Origin of the sequence: uncultured Streptococcus sp. (assembly GCF_963511325.1) — a bacterium.
Lineage (GTDB): Bacteria > Bacillota > Bacilli > Lactobacillales > Streptococcaceae > Streptococcus.
Map to the genome: position 1 here is coordinate 51,582 of NZ_CAUPII010000007.1, position 18,783 is coordinate 70,364.

13 protein-coding genes are annotated in these 18,783 nt (G+C 40.8%); 5 read left to right on the top strand and 8 right to left on the bottom strand.

The window, feature by feature from the left end:
- Positions 1-65 precede the first annotated feature (65 nt).
- A complete protein-coding gene (locus RQ973_RS03680; protein ID WP_311522779.1) occupies positions 66-251 on the top strand; it encodes a hypothetical protein in 186 nt (61 codons plus the stop codon).
- Positions 252-274: 23 nt separating this feature from the next.
- On the opposite strand, the gene RQ973_RS03685 is transcribed toward RQ973_RS03680, so the two are convergent.
- The 6 genes from RQ973_RS03685 to RQ973_RS03710 all read right to left on the bottom strand — a co-directional run bounded on the left by RQ973_RS03685 (position 275) and on the right by RQ973_RS03710 (position 12,517).
- Entirely contained in the window at positions 275-1,123 is an 849-nt protein-coding gene (locus tag RQ973_RS03685) for an NAD(P)H-hydrate dehydratase (RefSeq protein WP_311522780.1), read from the bottom strand.
- A gap of 3 nt (positions 1,124-1,126) precedes the next feature.
- Entirely contained in the window at positions 1,127-1,951 is an 825-nt protein-coding gene (locus RQ973_RS03690; protein WP_311522782.1) for a phosphate ABC transporter ATPase, read from the bottom strand.
- Positions 1,952-2,078: 127 nt separating this feature from the next.
- Complete coding sequence (locus RQ973_RS03695; protein ID WP_311522783.1) at positions 2,079-9,875, bottom strand: SIALI-17 repeat-containing surface protein; 7,797 nt, start codon at positions 9,873-9,875, stop codon at positions 2,079-2,081.
- A 237-nt stretch (positions 9,876-10,112) separates the two neighbouring features.
- A complete protein-coding gene (locus RQ973_RS03700) occupies positions 10,113-10,967 on the bottom strand; it encodes a bifunctional methylenetetrahydrofolate dehydrogenase/methenyltetrahydrofolate cyclohydrolase (RefSeq protein WP_311522785.1) in 855 nt (284 codons plus the stop codon).
- A 132-nt stretch (positions 10,968-11,099) separates the two neighbouring features.
- Complete coding sequence (locus RQ973_RS03705) at positions 11,100-11,834, bottom strand: amino acid ABC transporter ATP-binding protein (RefSeq protein WP_045762888.1); 735 nt, start codon at positions 11,832-11,834, stop codon at positions 11,100-11,102.
- Positions 11,834-12,517, bottom strand: coding sequence for an amino acid ABC transporter permease (locus tag RQ973_RS03710; protein WP_006147032.1), 684 nt, complete (start codon positions 12,515-12,517; stop codon positions 11,834-11,836). Before RQ973_RS03710 ends, RQ973_RS03705 begins: the two co-directional genes overlap by 1 nt.
- A 195-nt stretch (positions 12,518-12,712) precedes the next feature.
- Between RQ973_RS03710 and RQ973_RS03715 the strand changes: the two genes are divergently transcribed.
- The 4 genes from RQ973_RS03715 to RQ973_RS03730 all read left to right on the top strand — a co-directional run bounded on the left by RQ973_RS03715 (position 12,713) and on the right by RQ973_RS03730 (position 16,494).
- Positions 12,713-12,943 carry a DUF1797 family protein gene (locus tag RQ973_RS03715; protein ID WP_000443576.1) on the top strand — a complete coding sequence of 77 codons (231 nt, stop codon included), beginning with the start codon at positions 12,713-12,715 and terminating at the stop codon, positions 12,941-12,943.
- Between the two features lie 396 nt (positions 12,944-13,339).
- The gene (locus RQ973_RS03720) at positions 13,340-15,592 is read left to right on the top strand and encodes an ATP-dependent Clp protease ATP-binding subunit (protein ID WP_311522789.1); all 2,253 of its coding nucleotides are present in this window, start codon (positions 13,340-13,342) and stop codon (positions 15,590-15,592) included.
- A gap of 89 nt (positions 15,593-15,681) precedes the next feature.
- Positions 15,682-16,131: an NUDIX hydrolase gene (locus tag RQ973_RS03725; RefSeq protein WP_311522790.1), complete on the top strand. Its 450-nt coding sequence runs from the start codon at positions 15,682-15,684 to the stop codon at positions 16,129-16,131.
- Between the two features lie 63 nt (positions 16,132-16,194).
- Positions 16,195-16,494, top strand: a complete 300-nt coding sequence (locus tag RQ973_RS03730; RefSeq protein WP_049528781.1) for a DUF1827 family protein — start codon at positions 16,195-16,197, stop codon at positions 16,492-16,494.
- A 65-nt stretch (positions 16,495-16,559) separates the two neighbouring features.
- Here RQ973_RS03730 and metK read toward each other — a convergent pair whose 3' ends face one another.
- Positions 16,560-17,750: a methionine adenosyltransferase gene (gene metK / locus RQ973_RS03735; protein WP_311522791.1), complete on the bottom strand. Its 1,191-nt coding sequence runs from the start codon at positions 17,748-17,750 to the stop codon at positions 16,560-16,562.
- A gap of 249 nt (positions 17,751-17,999) precedes the next feature.
- Positions 18,000-18,698, bottom strand: a complete 699-nt coding sequence (locus RQ973_RS03740; RefSeq protein ID WP_311522793.1) for a GntR family transcriptional regulator — start codon at positions 18,696-18,698, stop codon at positions 18,000-18,002.
- Positions 18,699-18,783 lie beyond the last annotated feature (85 nt).

The window sequence follows — 18,783 nt, forward strand, 5'->3', positions numbered from 1 at the left end:
AGTCAAGTTTCTTGCAAGTTTTTTCAAAAAATGATTGAATAGAAGTGTAGAAAAGGAGTGACATCATGAACCCATTAGATCTGTTTAATCAAGTAAAAGAGCTAATCGAGAAAAAAGATTTGACTGCAGCAAAAACCTTTGTCGAAGGAAATAAGGATCAACTCGGTGAGTATCTTAACCAAGCACAAGCTTTGGTTTCAGGCTCAGAAGGACTTGACGGTCTTGTAAATAAGGTCAAAGGCCTCTTCTAATAGTCAAAAGGCACCTGAAAAATTCAGGTGTCTTTTTGTATTTTCTTCATGAAGGCTGGGATATATTGACTGATCGTGGTTGGCAGAACTACAAAATTATCCTCAGCTAGTTCTTGAGCAATTGCTGAATGTAGATAGGTCGCTACAGTCACTCTTTCATAGAGACTAACTTGTGGAAATTGGCCTGCAAAGCCAGCAATCATACCAGCCAGAGTATCCCCCATGCCTCCAGTTGCCTGATAGGGGCCACCGACACTCAGCTGATAACAATCAACTTGTCCAGCTTGCCAGATTCGAGTCGCAGGACCTTTTTGAACTAAAATCGTTCCTGAAGGAAATCTCTTCAAAGTCTCTCCTGTTTCCTCAGTTCCTTGGGAAGTCAAATCTAATCCTGACAAGACTTGCCATTCCCTTTGATGAGGAGTTAAAACAAGCTGATCCTTAGGAAATTTCATTCCCGTCTTAGCAAAAATGGATAGGGCACCACCATCCAGTATGAGGGTCTGGTCTTGATTTGAATAATGAAAGACTGTTTGGAGAAGCTCTTCTCCACGCTCATCATCCACTAGTCCAGGTCCGACCAAAACAACACTTGCTTTCTGTAACTGTTGCTCCAGTAATTGCTTATCATCAATGTCAAAAGCCATGGCCTCCGGCAGATGGCTATGCAGAGCTGGAATATTCTCTTTATCCGTCGCTACTGTCACCAAGCCTGCGCCACTTTTAACAGCCCCTAAGGCAGCCATAATAATCGCTCCCCCATAGGGATAAGTCCCACCGATCAAGAGAAGACGCCCGTAGTCTCCCTTATGACTAGAACGAGGACGCTCGATGATCACTTTTTTCAGTAGAGCTTGATCAATCTCTTTCATACACTACTCCTTCAACTTATCCTTACAATGTAGTACTTGATTAACCTTGGTATTCCAAGCCTGTAACCCTTCTCCCTCATAGTCTAGGTAAATCACTCTATCTTGTAATTGACAAGGAATCAAACCTTCAAAACAAGCCTTATCTTTTGACGGGATGATACACAAATGAAGAAAGGTATTCAAATCTAAACTATCTCTTACCTTCGCAACATGATAGCCATCAAAGATATAACCTGGCGCTTGAATTAATTCTTCATACAGAAAATGAAAACTAACGCCAGGAATGAACTTTTCTTGCAATTCCTCTTCAGAAGGTGCCCTTCCTAACAAACGCTCCATAGCGAGTCGATAACCCGAAGTCGTATTAGACCATCCGAACATGATATAGTCAAAATAGTCTGCTGGATCAGAAGCTGCATTACGACTATCTGTAACTAGCTCAGCCCCACTTTTACCAAATACTTCTACCGCCGACATGATTTTTCCAGTCTGAAAAATAGCCTGAGCCACCTCAACTGTACAAGTATGACTACAATAATTGGAAGTAACCAACTTCCTCTGGATATCATAGGTAGAAGCTACAAGGCGATGACTTGGTCTGTAGGGAGGAAAATAGCTATGCTCTTGCAAGTAATCATGAATTCGTATATTTAATTCATGATTCTCACATTCCACAATGGTCTGACGATGATGGTCCTGTTCGTAAGCAATAAACTTTGCTAGCTTCTCCAATTCCCATTCTTTAATCTGAGGATAGTTTTCAAGAGCAAATTGATACATCCCATCCCACTGGAGACTAAAATCTGCATTACAAACCTTTACAATCATGGTCCTTCTCCTCACATTCTCTTACTTTCATTATACACCTCACTACCCAATTAATAAAGGAGAAGACTATGCTATCTTCTCCTTCTTTTATAATGATTTGCTTTTTCAGAGTTGCGAGTTTTTAACCTTACTTTTCTTTACGTTTAACTGTTAGTAGTGCTACTGATAAAACAAGACTGAGACTTGCTAGGAAGACAGCTGTATCAGATTGACTTTCACCTGTTTCTGGAAGTCTTTCTGAACTTGTTTTTCCTGGATTATTTCCAGAAACCTCTCCCTGAGCTGCTAGCCCATGAGCTTGATCTACTGGTTTTACTGGTTCTTGATTTTGTTCTTTATAGACAATCGCATAAAGTCCTAGATCTGTGGTTGTAAATTCAACCATGTCACCTACTAACGTCACCTTTTGAACCTGCAAGCCTTGATCTAAGCTCATGTGATAAACCTCTTGAACCTGACCCTTGACTGGTAATCTCACCAGGACAGCACCCTTTGGATCAACCATTTGGTTATCTTTATCTAGCAATTTCACTTGATAAGCATCATAGTGTTTACCAACTAATTCTTGTCGTAGACCCTTTTGCACTTGAAGCTTGAGGTCTTTAGATAACTCTGTAGTTAGCCCTGCTACCAGAACTCCAGTTTCCTTATCAGTCAAAATTCGAACCTCTTCGGCTGGTTTTTCCACACTTGGAGCTGGATCGTCGCCTACTGTGCCGATTGCATCTGTATATTCTGGTAATTCATTCTTAGCGGCTTCTACTGCATTGACTCCACCCTTGAATTCTGGGATTTCTACTACTGGAGCTGGTTCGTCGCCTACTGTGCCGATTACAGCTGTGTATTCTGGCAACTCATGCTTAGCGGCTTCTACTGCATTGACACCACCCTTGAATTCTGGGACTTCTAACACTGGTGCTGGCTCATCACCTACTGTGCCGATTGCAGCTGTGTATTCTGGCAACTCGTTTTTAGCCGCTTCTACTGCATTGACACCACCCTCAAATTCTGGAACTTCTACTACCGGAGCTGGTTCGTCTCCTACTGTGCCGATTGCTTCTGTGTATTCTGGCAACTCATGATTAGCTGCTTCTACTGCATTGACACCGCCCTTAAATTCTGGGGTTTCTACTACTGGGGCTGGATCGTCGCCTACTGTGCCGATTGCATTTGTGTATTCTGGCAACTCATGCTTGGCAGCTTCAGCAGCATTGACGCCACCATCAAATTCTGGAATTTCTACGACTGGAGCTGGCTCGTCACCTTTGCTAGTAGTAATGGCTGGTTTGACCTTAACTTCAACAACTCGATCTTGCGCCTCAGTCGTATCTGTATGAACAGTGGTACGGTTAGATCCTAGAACCTCAACATAATCAACTCTTTCACCCTTCTTACCTTCTGAGATTACACGACGTTCATCTTGCGCTAAGTCATTGTTTTCACGAATAATTTCCTTAAATGGAATTTCGGTCTTGACAACTTCTAAACTTGGTCGTTCTAGAACAGGACTTTGGTCGCCTTCTTCTGGATCTATACGGTGACTAGGCTTGAAGTGAATACGATATTCCTTGACAAGACTACCATCCTTAGCAAGAAGACGAACAAGGCTAGGAAGGTTATCCTGACTAGACTCAACAACCGTTGTCACACCGTGACCACTTGCTTGAGCAGTCACCTGTGGTTTAGTGCCATTTAAGTTCACTGTATAATCTGAAACCGCAGGATCAAAGTTTTCCAATGCTTTTCCAGCAACCGAAATAGTCACTGAAGGAGTTTTCACATCGTTTGCTTTAGCAGGAGAGTAAGCACTAAATTCGACCATTGCTAGACCATTAGTTGTAGATTTACGAGTCATGCGTGCTCGAATAGCTGTTGTCTGAATTGGATCAAAGGTAAATTCGATTGGCTTACCAGCCACGATTTCTCCAGATGCCTTATAAGGAATTTCTTGCCAGTTTTCTGCCTTGTTAAATGGATGATCCGCATTCTCTTCATAACGAGAAATAGTGCTTGGTTCTGTATAGGCAGGCCCAACATATCTTTCTAATACCATTGTCGCTGGTGCGTCTGTTCCACTGTCTTTAAAGAACTGAATAGCTACTTTTCCAACAGACTGAGGTGTAATCTGACCATTCTTCTTAAAGAGAATTCCCACAGATGTTTCTTGGTCTTTCGGAGTACGAGACCAGTTAGTCCAACGTCCATCTTCGTTAAAGTGACCATCGTTGATATAGAAAATTTTATCCCGAGAAGCTGCTTGTGTATCATTTGTAGTAGACGCAAAGGCTTTAGAATCTGTCGCATTATTGCTTGCATTCTCAGAGATAACTTGATTACCTTTTGTAACAACTGTTACTTGCATCTTGGTTGTTAAGTCTGTTCCTAGAACATGACCAAGCACTTCAAAGTTACCTTCTTGGGCAGTCGCATGTTCTGGAACTGCATCCCATTGGACAGCAAGGTTAGCTTTAACCCAGCCAGTTTGTGATGGATAGTAGACTGTTACTTCGGCAGGCAATTGAAGTTGATCGCCAACATTCAAGGTATGGGCACTATTTTCCGCAGCTACTGGTTGTGTTGACTCTTTTTCGTCATCACGGAAGATACGATATTCTTTAAGAACAGTTCCATCCTCAGCTTTCAAGATAAGACGTGTCGCACCTTTTTCACTTGTTGCTGGAACAACTGTCACCAAGCCATTGTTGCTGGCTGTTGCAGTGATTTCCTTGCTTGTTTGAGGAATATAATAATCTGTCTTAGACGGATTGAAATGCTCAAGCTTCTTACCATCTACTTGGATAGAAATTTCTGAGCTGGTAGCACTTGGAACCTTACTTCCTAAAATAGTGATTTCTGTCAAACCGACACCAGCAGTTCCATCTGCTTTCTTCATACGCATACGAACAGCATAAGTTTCAACCTTATCAAATGTAAAGTGGTTTGTTTGACCTGCAGATAATTGTCCTGGAGCTTTGAGATGTTCAACTTCTTTCCAGTTGGCAGCATTGTTGAATGGATGGTTGGTATCACGTTGAGCATTATTGACATCATTTGGAAGATCTGGAACTTCTTGACCGACATAGTATTCAATAACATATTCTTTTGGAAGTCCGATTGCCCCGTCTGTATAGAAATCAACTGATAGATTGTCGACAAAGCGCTTGGTCAAATCACCAGAGTTACCAAACAAGATAGATGCCCAGTCATTATCAGTACCTGTTTGCCATGTAGTCCATCGATTCTTAACATCTGTACTGGCTCTTGAAACTGTCAAGTCGTTCAGGGTACTTGCCGAATCATCACCACCCGTATTGGATACAATAGCAGCTGGCAATTGAGAACCAGTCCACTGTTTAGAGATATTATTTCCAGCAACAACTTGACTAGAAACACGGACATGGGCCTTGGTAGTCAGATGGCTACCCACTAATTGACCCTTGATTTCATAGATACCTTCAGTCTGACTAAAGTTTTCAGGAACCTTGTCCCAAAGGACATCTTTATAGATAGTTGTTCCATTAGAATGATAAGCACGTATGTTAGCTGGCAATTGAACAGTTTCACCCTTAGGTAGTGTTAAACTGATTTCTTCTGCAACCTGCAAACCTTCTACAGTCACATTGGCAAGAGCCTCAATATCTGTACCTTCGACATGACCTTTAAGGGTAAAGCTATGATAGTAACCAAGTTCTTTGGCATCTACCTTGTCCCAAGTTACAGCTACCTTACGAGGCAAGCCCTTATCAAATTCTGCTCCGATTTGATCAGGCAGATTTGGTTGCTGATTGATATCTGTAGAGATAGAAACAGGATGTAGCTTGACAATTTTCTTGTCTACTGTATTTTCTTTTATCACAAGTTCAGTTGCTACAGACTGAGTCTTATCAGTTTGATTGTCAATACGAGGAGTGAGGGTTACACTACCTTTCTTGTAAAGAAGCAAGTTCTTACCATTCACCTCAAGATGTCCACCATCAGCTGACTTAGCTTCCAAATGGATATCTGACGCTGAAAATTCAGTCTGTGAACCATCCTCGTAATGCCCAATGACATGATAAGGGAGAACTTGGTCTTCTGTTGCAGTCTCTTTTCCTTCAACACTTACTTCCAAGCGTGTCAAGGCAGGCGCTTCTTTCACAAATTGAATCAAATAAGTTTGAACCAAATCGCCCTTCTGGTCACTCAAGAATACAGAAGCCTGATAATCATTAGCTGCTGAAGCTTGTTGAACAGTTACTTGGTAGCCAGTAGTTTGTGCACCAACATTTGGAATCTTAGCTGTATAAGGAAGGGATACTCGGTAGTAGGTCTTTCCAGGCTCAAAGTTTTCAAGAGACTTGTCACCAACCGTGAGACCTGTAACAGTACTTTCTGTTTCCTTATCACTTGCGATAAAGGTTGCTGTCACCTCGTAGTCATTTCCAACTAATTTACCAGTTGCTTCAGTACGTCCACCTTCTTTTGTCAAGGCAGATGGATCTTTCAAGGTCCAAGAAACGACATCCGCATCAACCAAGTTACCATCTGATAAAACAGCCGTAACAGTCTTGTCCAAATTTTCAACAGCTGTACCAACTGGGACAGTTGCTACTTTTGGCAACCACTTATCAAGCGCAACTACCTTGACAAGGGCTTCAGCCTTGGCTTCGAGTCCTTCCACACTACCAAGGACTTTTTTCTCACCAGCACTTGAAAGGAGATCTTCTGGGATGTCCCAAGTCACAGCTTTTTCTTCGACACTACCATCGCTATAAATAGCTGTCACAGTCTCTGGCAATTTAGGATCCTCGCTGACATCAGTTCTTGCCTTCACAGGGGCAAAAGCGACAAAATGGCGATTTTCTTTCTTGCCTGAAACGGTTGTGACTGTTGCATGATCAGAGGCTAAACCTGCAGAATCCGCATAAAGAGTGAATTTACCTTCTTTTTCAGTAGATTTTACAATGACAACACCTTTACCATTGAAGGCTTTTCTTTGCCATGTACCATCTTTCTGAGCCTTATAACGTTCACGGCTAGCTTGTTCCCCATTGTCCACACCAACGATTTGCCCTTGCCCATGAAGATTGAAATGAACAAGATTATTAGCAGTTGGCACAACATTACCGTCTTCATCAACGATTTCATAATGGATATAAGACAAATCTTTACCGTCTGCAGTGATGACATGCTCTTCCTTTGTGAGACGAACTCTAGCTGGCTCCCCTGATGTTGTCACACTATCACGCGCAATCTCTTTACCATTTTCATCACGAGCAATAGCAGTTAAGGTACCTGGTTTATAGTCCACCAACCACTCAAGATATAATTCACTTGGTTTAGCTCCCTCGTGATAAGGGCGACCATCTTCAGTTGTTTTCTTAACAAATTCTTTCTTACCGAGGGACTCATTGTTCAAGAACAATTCTACACTAGCGGCATTTGAGAAGGTCCGAACTGGAACCTTACCATTGATGAGCATATTACGTTCCTTGAGCGTTTCTTCAGTCCAATTCCAGTGAGGCATGATACGAACAGTTGGTTTTTCTTTGGCACTATACCATTCACTACGATAGAGATAGAAATCATTCTTAGGCAAGCCTGCCGTATCAATGATACCAAAATAAGAGCTTTTTACTGGTGTATTATCTTGGTTATGCCATGGTGTAGGTTCACCGATATAGTCAAAACCAGTCCAGATGAACTGACCTGCATAGCCAGCACGATCACGGTCAAAAGTCCAAGATTCAGTAGCTGTTCTACCCCAGGCTACACGGTCATTACCATAGTCTGATTGTTCATAGTGACGATTTGGGCGATTGTCGTGCCAGAGTAAATGAGCAGGATCAAAATAAGAATCACGAGTTCGAGTCGCTGAAGAGGTTTCAGAACCATAAATCAACCAATCTGGATGTTCCTTCCGAACAGCATCATAATTCCGTTCCCCATAGTTCATACCAACAGCATCCATGATTGCAGCTAATTCTAAGAACAAGCCGCTTGATCTACGACTGAATTTGTTTTCACCCATGGTCACATAGCGTTCTGTATCGATTGCTTTGATGATGGCTTTCAAACGCTTGGCTGTTTCTAGCGAACGCTCACCACCATCTGCTTCATCCACTTCGTTACCGAGGGACCACATAACGATAGATGGATTATTTTTATCTCGTTCTACCATGGTTCTGAGGTCAAAATCAGACCACTTTTCACCCTTCTTAGCTTCTGGGTGAGTTGCATCTTGGTCAAAGAAACGACCATAGTCATAAGTTTTCTTGCCACGATACCAAGTATCAAAGGCTTCTTCTTGGACCAAGAGTCCTAGACTAGCAGCAGCATCTAGCAACTGTGGACTTGCTGGATTGTGGGTTGTACGGATAGAGTTAACTCCCATATCTTTTAGGAGTTTTAATTTTCGGTAGGTTGCCTTATAGTTTTCTTCTGCCCCCAAGGCTCCATTATCATGGTGAATACTTACCCCATGGAATTTCATTCTCTCACCATTGAGAGAAAATCCTTCCTTAGCTGTCCAGTTAAAATAACGGTAACCAAATGTATCTTCTGTTACATCAACTAACTGGCCTTCTTTATAGACTTTTGTTTTTAGAACATAAAGTTGAGGATGGTAACTTTTCGTTGTCCAAAGAGTTGGCTGATTAACCAGGATATTCTGATTAAATTGTGCTGTTTCATTTTCTGCCAAACTCTTAGTTGCAGAACGAACTAGTTCTGAAACAGCTTTACCCTCCTTAGTGAAAATCTGTTGCTCCACAAAAACATTCGCAGCCTTTTTATCTGTATTTTTAATCTTACTTTGAACTTGTGTTTCAACATTGCTATTTTTTTGTTCAGCTAATTTTGGAGTTGTAATATGATTTCCATTTTCAGCCACTTGCACCTTGTCACGATAGCTCAGAGTCACATCACGATAGATCCCACTTCCTGAGTACCATCGACTACTTGGCTGTTTATTGGTAACTTGGACTGCAATGGTATTTTCACTGCCATCTTTATTTAAAAATTCAGTAATATCGTATGAAAAATGATTGTAACCACTTGGATAATGACCTACAAATTTACCATTTACATAGACTTTGGAGTCCATGTAGACACCATCAAAGTTGATCCGAATATCCTTATCCTTAGCAGCTTCGTCAACCGTGAAGGTCTTACGATACCAGGCAGTACCCCCGTTTAATTGACCACCCTCATTTCGAGCAGGAGACTTGTGATCAAAATCAAAATAGATACTCCAGTCATGAGGAAGGTTCAACTTAGACCAGTCATGAACATCCACATCTTTCTTAGAAAAGTCACCTTGAGCGTTTAGTTTAAAATACCAGTCTTTGTTGAAATTTTGTTTTCTTTCTTCAAGGAGCTGATTTTCTTTTTCCTTCTCTTTTGTAGCTTGAGGTGATTCACTTGCAGAAGCTTTTTCTTCCTTGCTTTTATCGTCCGTTACAGATTTATTCTGGTTAGTTGTATCTGTATGTTCTTCTCGAACTACTGGCTTTTCAGCACTTGCTTCTGAAACTGTAGACTCTTTCTCATTCGCTTCAGCAGCAGGTTTTTCAGTTTTTTCAACTTTGTCTTCTTTAGGGCTGACTACTTCTGCTTCCTTTTCTACCTTAGGACTTGTTGTCTCAGTCACCTTTTCTTCAGTTGCTGGTTTTGTGGATTCAACAGTATCATTTTCTTCTTCAGTGGCAGAATCTTGTGGGCCATTTTGCTCAGCTTTTGCAATGGCTGCAGCAACCTCATCTGGAAGCTTATCTAAAGGTTGAACTTGATGAATCGTTTCCTCACTGGAACTTGCTGTTTCGGTTTCAGCTGCTTGAGCCACCTGAAGACCAAATATACTAGCTCCAATCATAACTGAAGCCGCACCAATAGCAAATTTACGAATACTATAATGACACCGTTTTTCAAAAAATCTCTTATCCATTATTGTTCCTTTCCAATATTCTAGTAAGCGATTACATTTTACTCCAAAAAATAAACCTCCCTCTAGACGCTTACTTATTTTATCCATATAAATATTGATGCTTTTAATATATCAAAATAGTAGAGATTTTTCAATAATTTGTAGAAGTTTTACTGTAATTTTATTAAAATAAGTGCAAGAAAAAACAAGTTCATTTTTTAGAACTTGTTTCTTCACTATATAAAATCAATGCTTGTATTATCTATTCAAACTACGCAATGCAGCCTGATAAGTCTGCTCCATCAACATAGTAATGGTCATGGGTCCAACTCCACCAGGTACAGGTGTGATATGGCTAGCGACTGGCGCAACAGCATCATAGTCAACATCTCCACAGAGCTTGCCATTTTCATCTCGGTTCATCCCCACATCAATAACAACAGCACCAGATTTGACAAAGTCAGCAGTCACAAACTTAGCACGACCGATTGCTACGACAAGAATATCGGCCTTAGAAGCTACCTTGGCAAGATTGTGTGTTCGTGAGTGGGTTAAGGTTACAGTTGCATTCTTAGCTAATAATAACTGGGCCATTGGTTTACCGACGATATTAGAACGACCAATAACAACCGCATTCTTACCTTCTAGTTCAATCCCATACTCATGAAACATTTCCATAATACCAGCTGGAGTTGAAGGGATCATAACTGGATGACCAGACCAAAGGCGCCCCATGTTGAGCGGATGAAAACCATCCACGTCCTTTTCTGGATCAATAGCCAATAAAACTGCTTCTTCATCGATGTGTTTTGGTAAGGGTAACTGCACCAAAATACCATGCCAAGCTGGATCGTGATTGTATTTGGCAATCAAGTCCAACAATTCCTCTTGGGTAATGGTTTCAGGAACTCGCACAACTTCACTTTGGAAACCTGCAGCTATCGCTGAACGTTCCTTGTTACGAACGTAAACCTGACTGGCTGGATTGTCCCCAACCAAAATAACCACCAAACCAGGCACCAAACCTGTCTCTTCTTTCAATTTCGCAGTCTTTTCAGCCAATTGTCCTTGTAGCTTGGCTGCTAAAGCCTTGCCATCAATAATCTGTGTCATGTGTTTTCTCTTTTCTAACAAATATCTTCTATTATATCAAAAAAATACTTGTCCCTCTAACACTTCTTACCTAAGTGACCTTATAGTCTGAAACTATAAGAAAAAGCCCACTTGGAGCTTTTCATGATATTCTTACAAAACCTTACTCAAGAAATCCTTGGTTCTTTGTTCTTGGGTTTGTTCAAAGACTTGCTCTGGAGTTCCATCTTCGACAACAACACCGTCAGCCATAAAGATAACGCGGTCTGCCACTTCACGCGCAAAGCCCATCTCATGCGTCACGATGACCATAGTCATTCCTGACTTAGCAAGTTCTTGCATAACCGCTAGTACTTCCCCTACCATTTCTGGGTCTAGGGCAGAAGTCGGTTCATCAAAGAGTAGGACATCTGGTTCCATGGCAAGACCACGAGCAATAGCGATACGTTGTTGCTGCCCACCAGACAAACTTTGTGGATAAGCATCTGCCTTATCTGGTAAACCAACCTTTTCCAAGAGCTCATGCGCTCTCTTCTCAGCAACTTCCTTACTTTCCCCTTTGGTCTTGATAGGAGAAAGCGTGATGTTATCCTTCACTGTCATATTGGGGAAGAGATTGAACTGTTGGAAAACCATTCCCATCTTTTCACGCATGGCAAAGAGGTCATTTTTCTTATCTGTAATGTCTACTCCTTCAAAGATAACCTTTCCTTTTGTCGCTTCTTCGAGGAGATTCATAGAGCGAAGGAGGGTTGACTTACCGCTACCAGATGGTCCGATAATCACCACAACTTCCCCTTTTTTGATTTCAAGATCAATTCCTTTTAAAACTTCATTCTTCCCGAAGTTTTTATGAAGGTTTTCAATTTTTATAAGCGTTTCAGTCATTATTTTTTCTCTCCTTGTCCCATACGATTTTCAAAAGCTTTCAAGGCTAGTGTCAAGATAGAGGTCATAATCAAGTAGTAAAAGGCTGCAAATAAGAGTGGAGTTAAAGGCAAGTAGGTGGTTGTTGACACCGTAGTAGCTCCATTCCACAATTCCATGACACCGATTGCTGACAAGAGTGAACTATCCTTGATAATGGTAATAAACTCATTCCCCAAGGCTGGCAAGATATTCTTGATGGCCTGTGGCAAGATGACATAGCGCATAGCATTTTTAGGACGAATCCCTAGAGAGTAAGCCGCCTCTAATTGTCCTTTAGGTACTGCATTGATACCAGCACGAACTGTTTCTGATACATAGGCACCACTATTCATAGAGATAATGATAATCCCTGGAATCAAACGTGAAAAATCAACTCCCAAAACTCCAATCTGAATTGTCGGAGCATTGATATGCATAAGAGCAAAAGCAATCATGATCTGTACCATCATAGGTGTTCCACGGAAAATCCAAATATAAACATTGGCAAGCCAAGCTAAGGGCTTCATTTTAGAACGTTGAGCAAAAGCCAAGACTATCCCTAAAATTGTCCCCAAAAAGACAACCAAAACAGAAATCAAGACCGTTACGAGAGCACCATAATTAAAATATGGCAGATATTTAGGTAAAAAAGAAAAATTCATAAATCCACTACTTTCTAATTCTAACTTAAAACTTGTATGAGTATAACATGTTTTGAATAAAAATGCAATCTTTTTCCTTTTATTTTCAATAAAATTTCAAAGAAAACAGAAATAGCGAGAAATCTTAGTTTTTTCTAGTCAAGTGGATACTCTTTATGGTAAAATAGTAACGATAAGAAATGGAGGAGAATCAAAATGGAATCACATTTGGTTAGAATCATCAACCGCCTAGAAGCAATGACAAAAGATGGTGGTAACTTAAAACGTAACTTTGAGCGCGAGGGAGTTGTTGTAGCTGAAGTTGCTTTTAACCATGATGAAGAAAATGGCCCAATCTTTACACTTCGTGATGTTGAAGCTCGTGAAACATATACTTTTGACAGCATCGACTTGATTGCGATGGAAATTTACGAACTTCTATACTAATAATAGATATACAGAGGTTGGGACAAAAGATCCCGACCTCACTTTTTATTAGCAATCAAACTTTGACGCGGTAGCTGATTGGACTTTTCGTTCGTCTTTTAGACTCCCAAAACTCCTAATCATCTTCGCGGGGCTGGGACTACGAAATCGAGACTTTGTCTATCGCTTTCTGTCCCACCGCCTTTCACCAACGAGAATCCTTTTTGCATGACAAATAGGATTTTTTTCTTGCTATCAAAATCTTCTCCAGATTAGCGCTCTACTATTTATAGTGCTAGTATCCAATCTTTTTACTTGAATTGCCCAATAATCATGATATAATTAAATTATATACTTGTTTGACTATTTTTGACCTTTTAGATTTAGTCAAGACTAAGAAAGAAATGAGGTGGCGGTATGCTCTGTCAAAACTGTAAAATCAATGACTCAACGATTCATCTTTATACCAATCTCAATGGACAACAAAAGCAAATCGACCTTTGTCAAAATTGCTACAAAATTATCAAAACAGATCCTAACAATAGCTTATTTAAAGGAATTACAGATTTAAACAATCGTGATTTCGATCCCTTTGGAGACTTCTTTAACGATCTCAACAACTTTAGACCTTCTTCTAATAACAACAATATCCCCCCAACTCAGTCAGGGGGTGGATACGGTGGAAATGGTGGCTATGGTGCCCAAAATCGTGGTCCTGCCCAAACCCCACCACCAATCCAGGAAAAAGGACTCTTGGATGAATATGGTATCAATGTCACTGAGATTGCCCGTCGTGGAAATATTGACCCTGTAATTGGCCGTGACGAAGAAATCATCCGAGTTATTGAAATTCTCAACCGCAGAACAAAAAACAACCCTGTCCTCATCGGTGAGCCCGGTGTTGGTAAGACAGCTGTTGTCGAAGGTTTAGCTCAGAAAATTGTTGACGGTGATGTTCCCCATAAGCTTCAAGGTAAGGAAGTCATCCGCTTAGATGTCGTTAGCCTTGTTCAAGGAACAGGTATCCGAGGTCAGTTTGAAGAACGCATGCAAAAACTCATGGAAGAAATTCGTGAGCGCGAGGATGTCATCCTCTTCATTGACGAGATTCATGAGATTGTTGGAGCTGGTTCTGCAGGAGATGGCAATATGGATGCAGGAAATATCCTCAAACCAGCTCTTGCACGTGGCGAACTCCAACTGGTTGGTGCTACTACCCTCAATGAATATCGCATCATCGAAAAAGATGCTGCCCTTGAGCGCCGTATGCAACCTGTTAAAGTTGATGAACCAACTGTGGAAGAAACCATTATTATCCTTAAAGGCATTCAAAAGAAATACGAAGATTACCATCATGTTCACTATACTGATGGGGCTATCGAAGCGGCCGCTACCCTTTCTAACCGCTACATCCAAGATCGTTTCTTGCCAGACAAGGCCATTGACCTTCTAGATGAAGCTGGTTCTAAAATGAACTTAACCTTGAATTTTGTAGATCCTAAGGTCATCGATCAACGCCTAATCGAAGCAGAAAATCTTAAAACTCAGGCAACTCGTGATGAAGACTTTGAAAAAGCGGCCTACTTCCGTGATCAGATTGCCAAGTATAAGGAAATGCAAAAGACAAAAGTAACGGATCAGGATACCCCAATCATCAGCGAAAAGACGATTGAACACATCATCGAACAAAAGACCAATATCCCAGTTGGTGATCTCAAAGAAAAAGAACAATCTCAACTTATCAATTTAGCGAATGACCTTAAAGCCCATGTCATCGGCCAAGACGATGCTGTCGATAAAATCGCTAAAGCAATCCGTCGCAATCGTGTCGGTCTTGGTTCTCCAAATCGTCCGATCGGCAGCTTCCTCTTTGTCGGACCAACTGGCGTCGGAAAAACTGAGCTTTCCAAACAATTAGCTATCGAACTCTTTGGTTCTGCTGATAGTATGATTCGCTTTGACATGAGCGAATACATGGAAAAACACAGCGTAGCTAAACTCGTCGGTGCCCCTCCAGGATACGTAGGCTATGATGAAGCTGGACAATTGACTGAGAAAGTGCGTCGCAATCCTTATTCTCTCATTCTCTTAGACGAGGTAGAAAAAGCCCATCCAGACGTTATGCACATGTTTCTTCAAGTCTTGGATGATGGTCGCTTGACAGATGGTCAAGGTCGTACCGTTAGCTTCAAGGATGCCATCATTATCATGACTTCAAATGCAGGTACAGGTAAGGCAGAAGCCAGTGTTGGATTTGGTGCTGCTAGAGAAGGTCGTACCAACTCTGTTCTTGGGGAATTAGGCAACTTCTTTAGCCCAGAATTCATGAACCGCTTTGATGGTATTATTGAATTCAAAGCTCTCAGCAAGGAAAATCTCCTTCAAATCGTTGACCTCATGTTAGATGATGTCAATAAACGCCTCTCAAGTAATAACATCCATTTAGATGTTACAGATAAGGTCAAAGAAAAACTTGTAGACCTTGGCTATGATCCAAAAATGGGAGCACGTCCACTCCGTCGAACCATTCAAGATTATATTGAAGATGCCATCACTGACTACTATCTTGAAAATCCTAGAGAGAAGAATTTCAAGGCAGTCATGACAAGCAATGGTAAAATCATGATTAAATCAAAAAATAAATTGGAAACAGTTGATTCAAATGACTAATTCCTTCATACTAAAAGAATGTTCTTACTTGACAGTAAGAGCATTCTTTAATATGATAGAAAGAAAGCGCAATCACGAAGGAGACATTTATGACAAATCCTACATTTGGAGAGAAAATCGAGGGCGTAACCTACAAGACTCGCTACGGTGTTTATGCAGTCATTCCTGATTCAAAACATGAAAAGATTATCCTCGTTCAAGCTCCAAATGGTGCTTGGTTCTTGCCAGGTGGCGAAATCGAAGAAGGTGAAGACCACTTTGAAGCTCTCAAACGAGAATTGATTGAAGAATTAGGCTTTACGGCTAAAATCGGTAGCTATTATGGTCAGGCTGACGAGTATTTTTATTCTAGCCATCGCGATACTCACTACTACAATCCAGCCTATCTCTACGAAGCAACTTCTTTCCAAGAAGTTCAAAAACCCTTGGAAGACTTCAATCATCTAGCCTGGTTCCCAATTGATGAAGCTATTGCTAACCTCAAACGTGGAAGTCATAAATGGGCTATCGAATCTTGGAAAAAACAACATCAAATTTAAGTTAACTTTCCCAATTTTTCCAAAAAGTGCTATAATAGACATAGAAACTCAGGAGGAAACCCTATGAAGCTCATCAACACTACTAATTCACACTCGCAACTTGTTAAAAGTCAGTTAGAAAGCACAGATGCAACACTTGTAGAGGTTTATTCTGCGGGTAATACAGATGTTATTTTTACCCAAGCACCGCTTCATTACGAAATCCTCATTTCAAATAAACATCGCGCTATCCGCGAAAAAGAGATGGAGAAAATCCAAGAATTTTTCTTAAATCGTAAGATTGACAAGCAAAATATCGATGAAGCTAATATCAAGACCCTCTACTCTGAAAAATTGATTGAAATTTCAATCCCTACAAAATAAAAATCAGTTTAACAACTGGTTTTTATATGCAAAAAGATTGGTAGTTTTACCAATCTTTTTTAATATTATTTAACTGCTTCTTTCAAGGCTTCTACCTTATCCAAGCGTTCCCATGGAAGATCGATATCTGTACGTCCCATGTGTCCATAAGCCGCTGTTTGACGGTAGATTGGACGTTTGAGATCCAGCATTTGGATGATTCCTGCTGGACGAAGGTCAAAGATTTGACGCGCTGCTTTTTCAAGCTTGCTTTCCGCTACTGTACCAGTACCGAAGGTATCGATACGAACAGATACAGGTTGAGCTACACCAATGGCATAAGCCAATTGAACTTCTGCTTTCTTAGCGAGACCTGCAGCAACGATGTTTTTGGCAATGTAGCGAGCTGCATAAGAAGCTGAACGGTCAACCTTAGTCGCATCCTTACCAGAGAAGGCACCACCACCGTGACGTGAGTAACCACCATAAGTATCCACGATGATCTTACGACCAGTCAAACCTGAGTCTCCTTGAGGTCCTCCGATAACGAAACGACCTGTTGGATTGATGAAGAATTTAGTTTCGTCGTCAAGATAAGAAGCTGGAATCACTTCTTTGATAACCTTGTTAATCACATCTTCATGGATTTGTTCATTGCTCACTTCTGGATCGTGTTGAGTTGAAATAACGACTGTATCCACGCGCACTGGCTGGTCATTTTCATCGTACTCAACAGTAACTTGAGATTTAGCATCTGGACGAAGATAGCTAATTTCACCAGACTTACGAAGCTCTGCTAAACGACGAACCAACTTGTGGCTGAGTGAGATTGGCAATGGCATGAGTTCTTCAGTTTCATTAACCGCGAAACCAAACATAAGACCTTGGTCTCCAGCTCCAATCAAGTCAAGTGGATCTTTATCAGCATTTCCACGAACTTCCAAGGCTTCATTAACACCTTGGGCGATATCAGGAGATTGCTCTACCAATGATGGATGAACTCCTACTGTTTCAGCTGAGAATCCATACTCAGTATTGGTATAACCGATCTCTGCAATGGTATCACGAACTACACGGTTAATATCTACATAAGCAGTAGTTGAAATTTCACCAAAGACATGCACTGAACCAGTATAAACAGCTGTTTCAGCAGCAACGTGGGCTTCTGGATCTTGCTCTAAAATAGCATCCAAGATAGCATCTGAAATTTGGTCTGCAATCTTATCTGGGTGCCCCTCAGATACAGATTCAGACGTGAAAAGTTTACGTTCTGACATAAAAATGTCCCCCCTTAAAAAATATTCGTTATAGAGTTACAAAGTACTGATAGAAAAACTATTCGCAATGAATTTCTACCACCTTATCGGGACCATATAACCTAACTATTATAACACGATTTCTAGAAAAATGCCTAGATTATTGCTTTTTTTCTCTCATTTCCCAACCAGTCTTTTTTACATGAATACAAGATCAAAAAATCTCCTAAAGCAAGAGTTAAAATCCTACTTCAAGAGATTTCATAAAAACTAATTATTTTCTAGATAAAATTCAAACCGTTCTCCGACGTATTGGCTCTTTACGTACTCAAAAGCCGTTCCGTCATCAAAGTAAGAAACCTGAGTCAAACCTAAAATAGCATGCCCTTTTTCAACTTCTAAGTAATGAGCTATCTTTTCTTTTGCTAAACGTGCATAAATGGTCTGATGAGATTTTCCAATCCGATAACCATGTTGTTGTAAGGTTTGAAAGAAGTGTTTAGTTACTTCTTCTTTTTTGAAATTTTTGATAAATTTCTCAGGAATTGAAGCTACTTCATAGACAACAGGAACCTTATCTGCATAGCGGACACGTTCCATCCGAATGATATTGTCAGTTGGCAGCAAACCTAGTTTAGCCACTTCTTGCTCATTTGGAATCGTTCGACGATAAGAAATCAAGTGACTAGACGGAGTTTTCCCTTGAGCTTTCACAATCTCGGTAAAACTGGTCGTCCCACGCATTTTTTCCTGAACACGAGTACTAGAAACAAAGGTGCCACTACCTACACGACGCTCTAAAACCCCTTCTTCAACTAAAAGGGAGATGGCTTGACGCAGGGTCATGCGGCTAACGGCAAATTCTTCTGCTAAATCTCGCTCACTTGGAAGTCTTTCCCCAATTTTCCAATTTCCCTCGTCAATGTCTTTCTTGATTTGGTCGTGAATTTTCATATAAGCTGGTAACATGCTTGCTCACTTCTTTTCTTTATTTTTTCCATTGTACCCTATCTCATAGGGAAAAGTCAAACCGCACTTGTTTGGTTGGTAATTC

Coding starts and splice junctions, on each gene's coding strand:
- RQ973_RS03680 (WP_311522779.1), top strand. CDS start 66: ATGAACCCATTAGATCTGTTTAATCAAGTAAAAGAGCTAATCGAGAAA.
- RQ973_RS03685 (WP_311522780.1), bottom strand. CDS start 1,123: ATGAAAGAGATTGATCAAGCTCTACTGAAAAAAGTGATCATCGAGCGT.
- RQ973_RS03690 (WP_311522782.1), bottom strand. CDS start 1,951: ATGATTGTAAAGGTTTGTAATGCAGATTTTAGTCTCCAGTGGGATGGG.
- RQ973_RS03695 (WP_311522783.1), bottom strand. CDS start 9,875: ATGGATAAGAGATTTTTTGAAAAACGGTGTCATTATAGTATTCGTAAA.
- RQ973_RS03700 (WP_311522785.1), bottom strand. CDS start 10,967: ATGACACAGATTATTGATGGCAAGGCTTTAGCAGCCAAGCTACAAGGA.
- RQ973_RS03705 (WP_045762888.1), bottom strand. CDS start 11,834: ATGACTGAAACGCTTATAAAAATTGAAAACCTTCATAAAAACTTCGGG.
- RQ973_RS03710 (WP_006147032.1), bottom strand. CDS start 12,517: ATGAATTTTTCTTTTTTACCTAAATATCTGCCATATTTTAATTATGGT.
- RQ973_RS03715 (WP_000443576.1), top strand. CDS start 12,713: ATGGAATCACATTTGGTTAGAATCATCAACCGCCTAGAAGCAATGACA.
- RQ973_RS03720 (WP_311522789.1), top strand. CDS start 13,340: ATGCTCTGTCAAAACTGTAAAATCAATGACTCAACGATTCATCTTTAT.
- RQ973_RS03725 (WP_311522790.1), top strand. CDS start 15,682: ATGACAAATCCTACATTTGGAGAGAAAATCGAGGGCGTAACCTACAAG.
- RQ973_RS03730 (WP_049528781.1), top strand. CDS start 16,195: ATGAAGCTCATCAACACTACTAATTCACACTCGCAACTTGTTAAAAGT.
- metK (WP_311522791.1), bottom strand. CDS start 17,750: ATGTCAGAACGTAAACTTTTCACGTCTGAATCTGTATCTGAGGGGCAC.
- RQ973_RS03740 (WP_311522793.1), bottom strand. CDS start 18,698: ATGTTACCAGCTTATATGAAAATTCACGACCAAATCAAGAAAGACATT.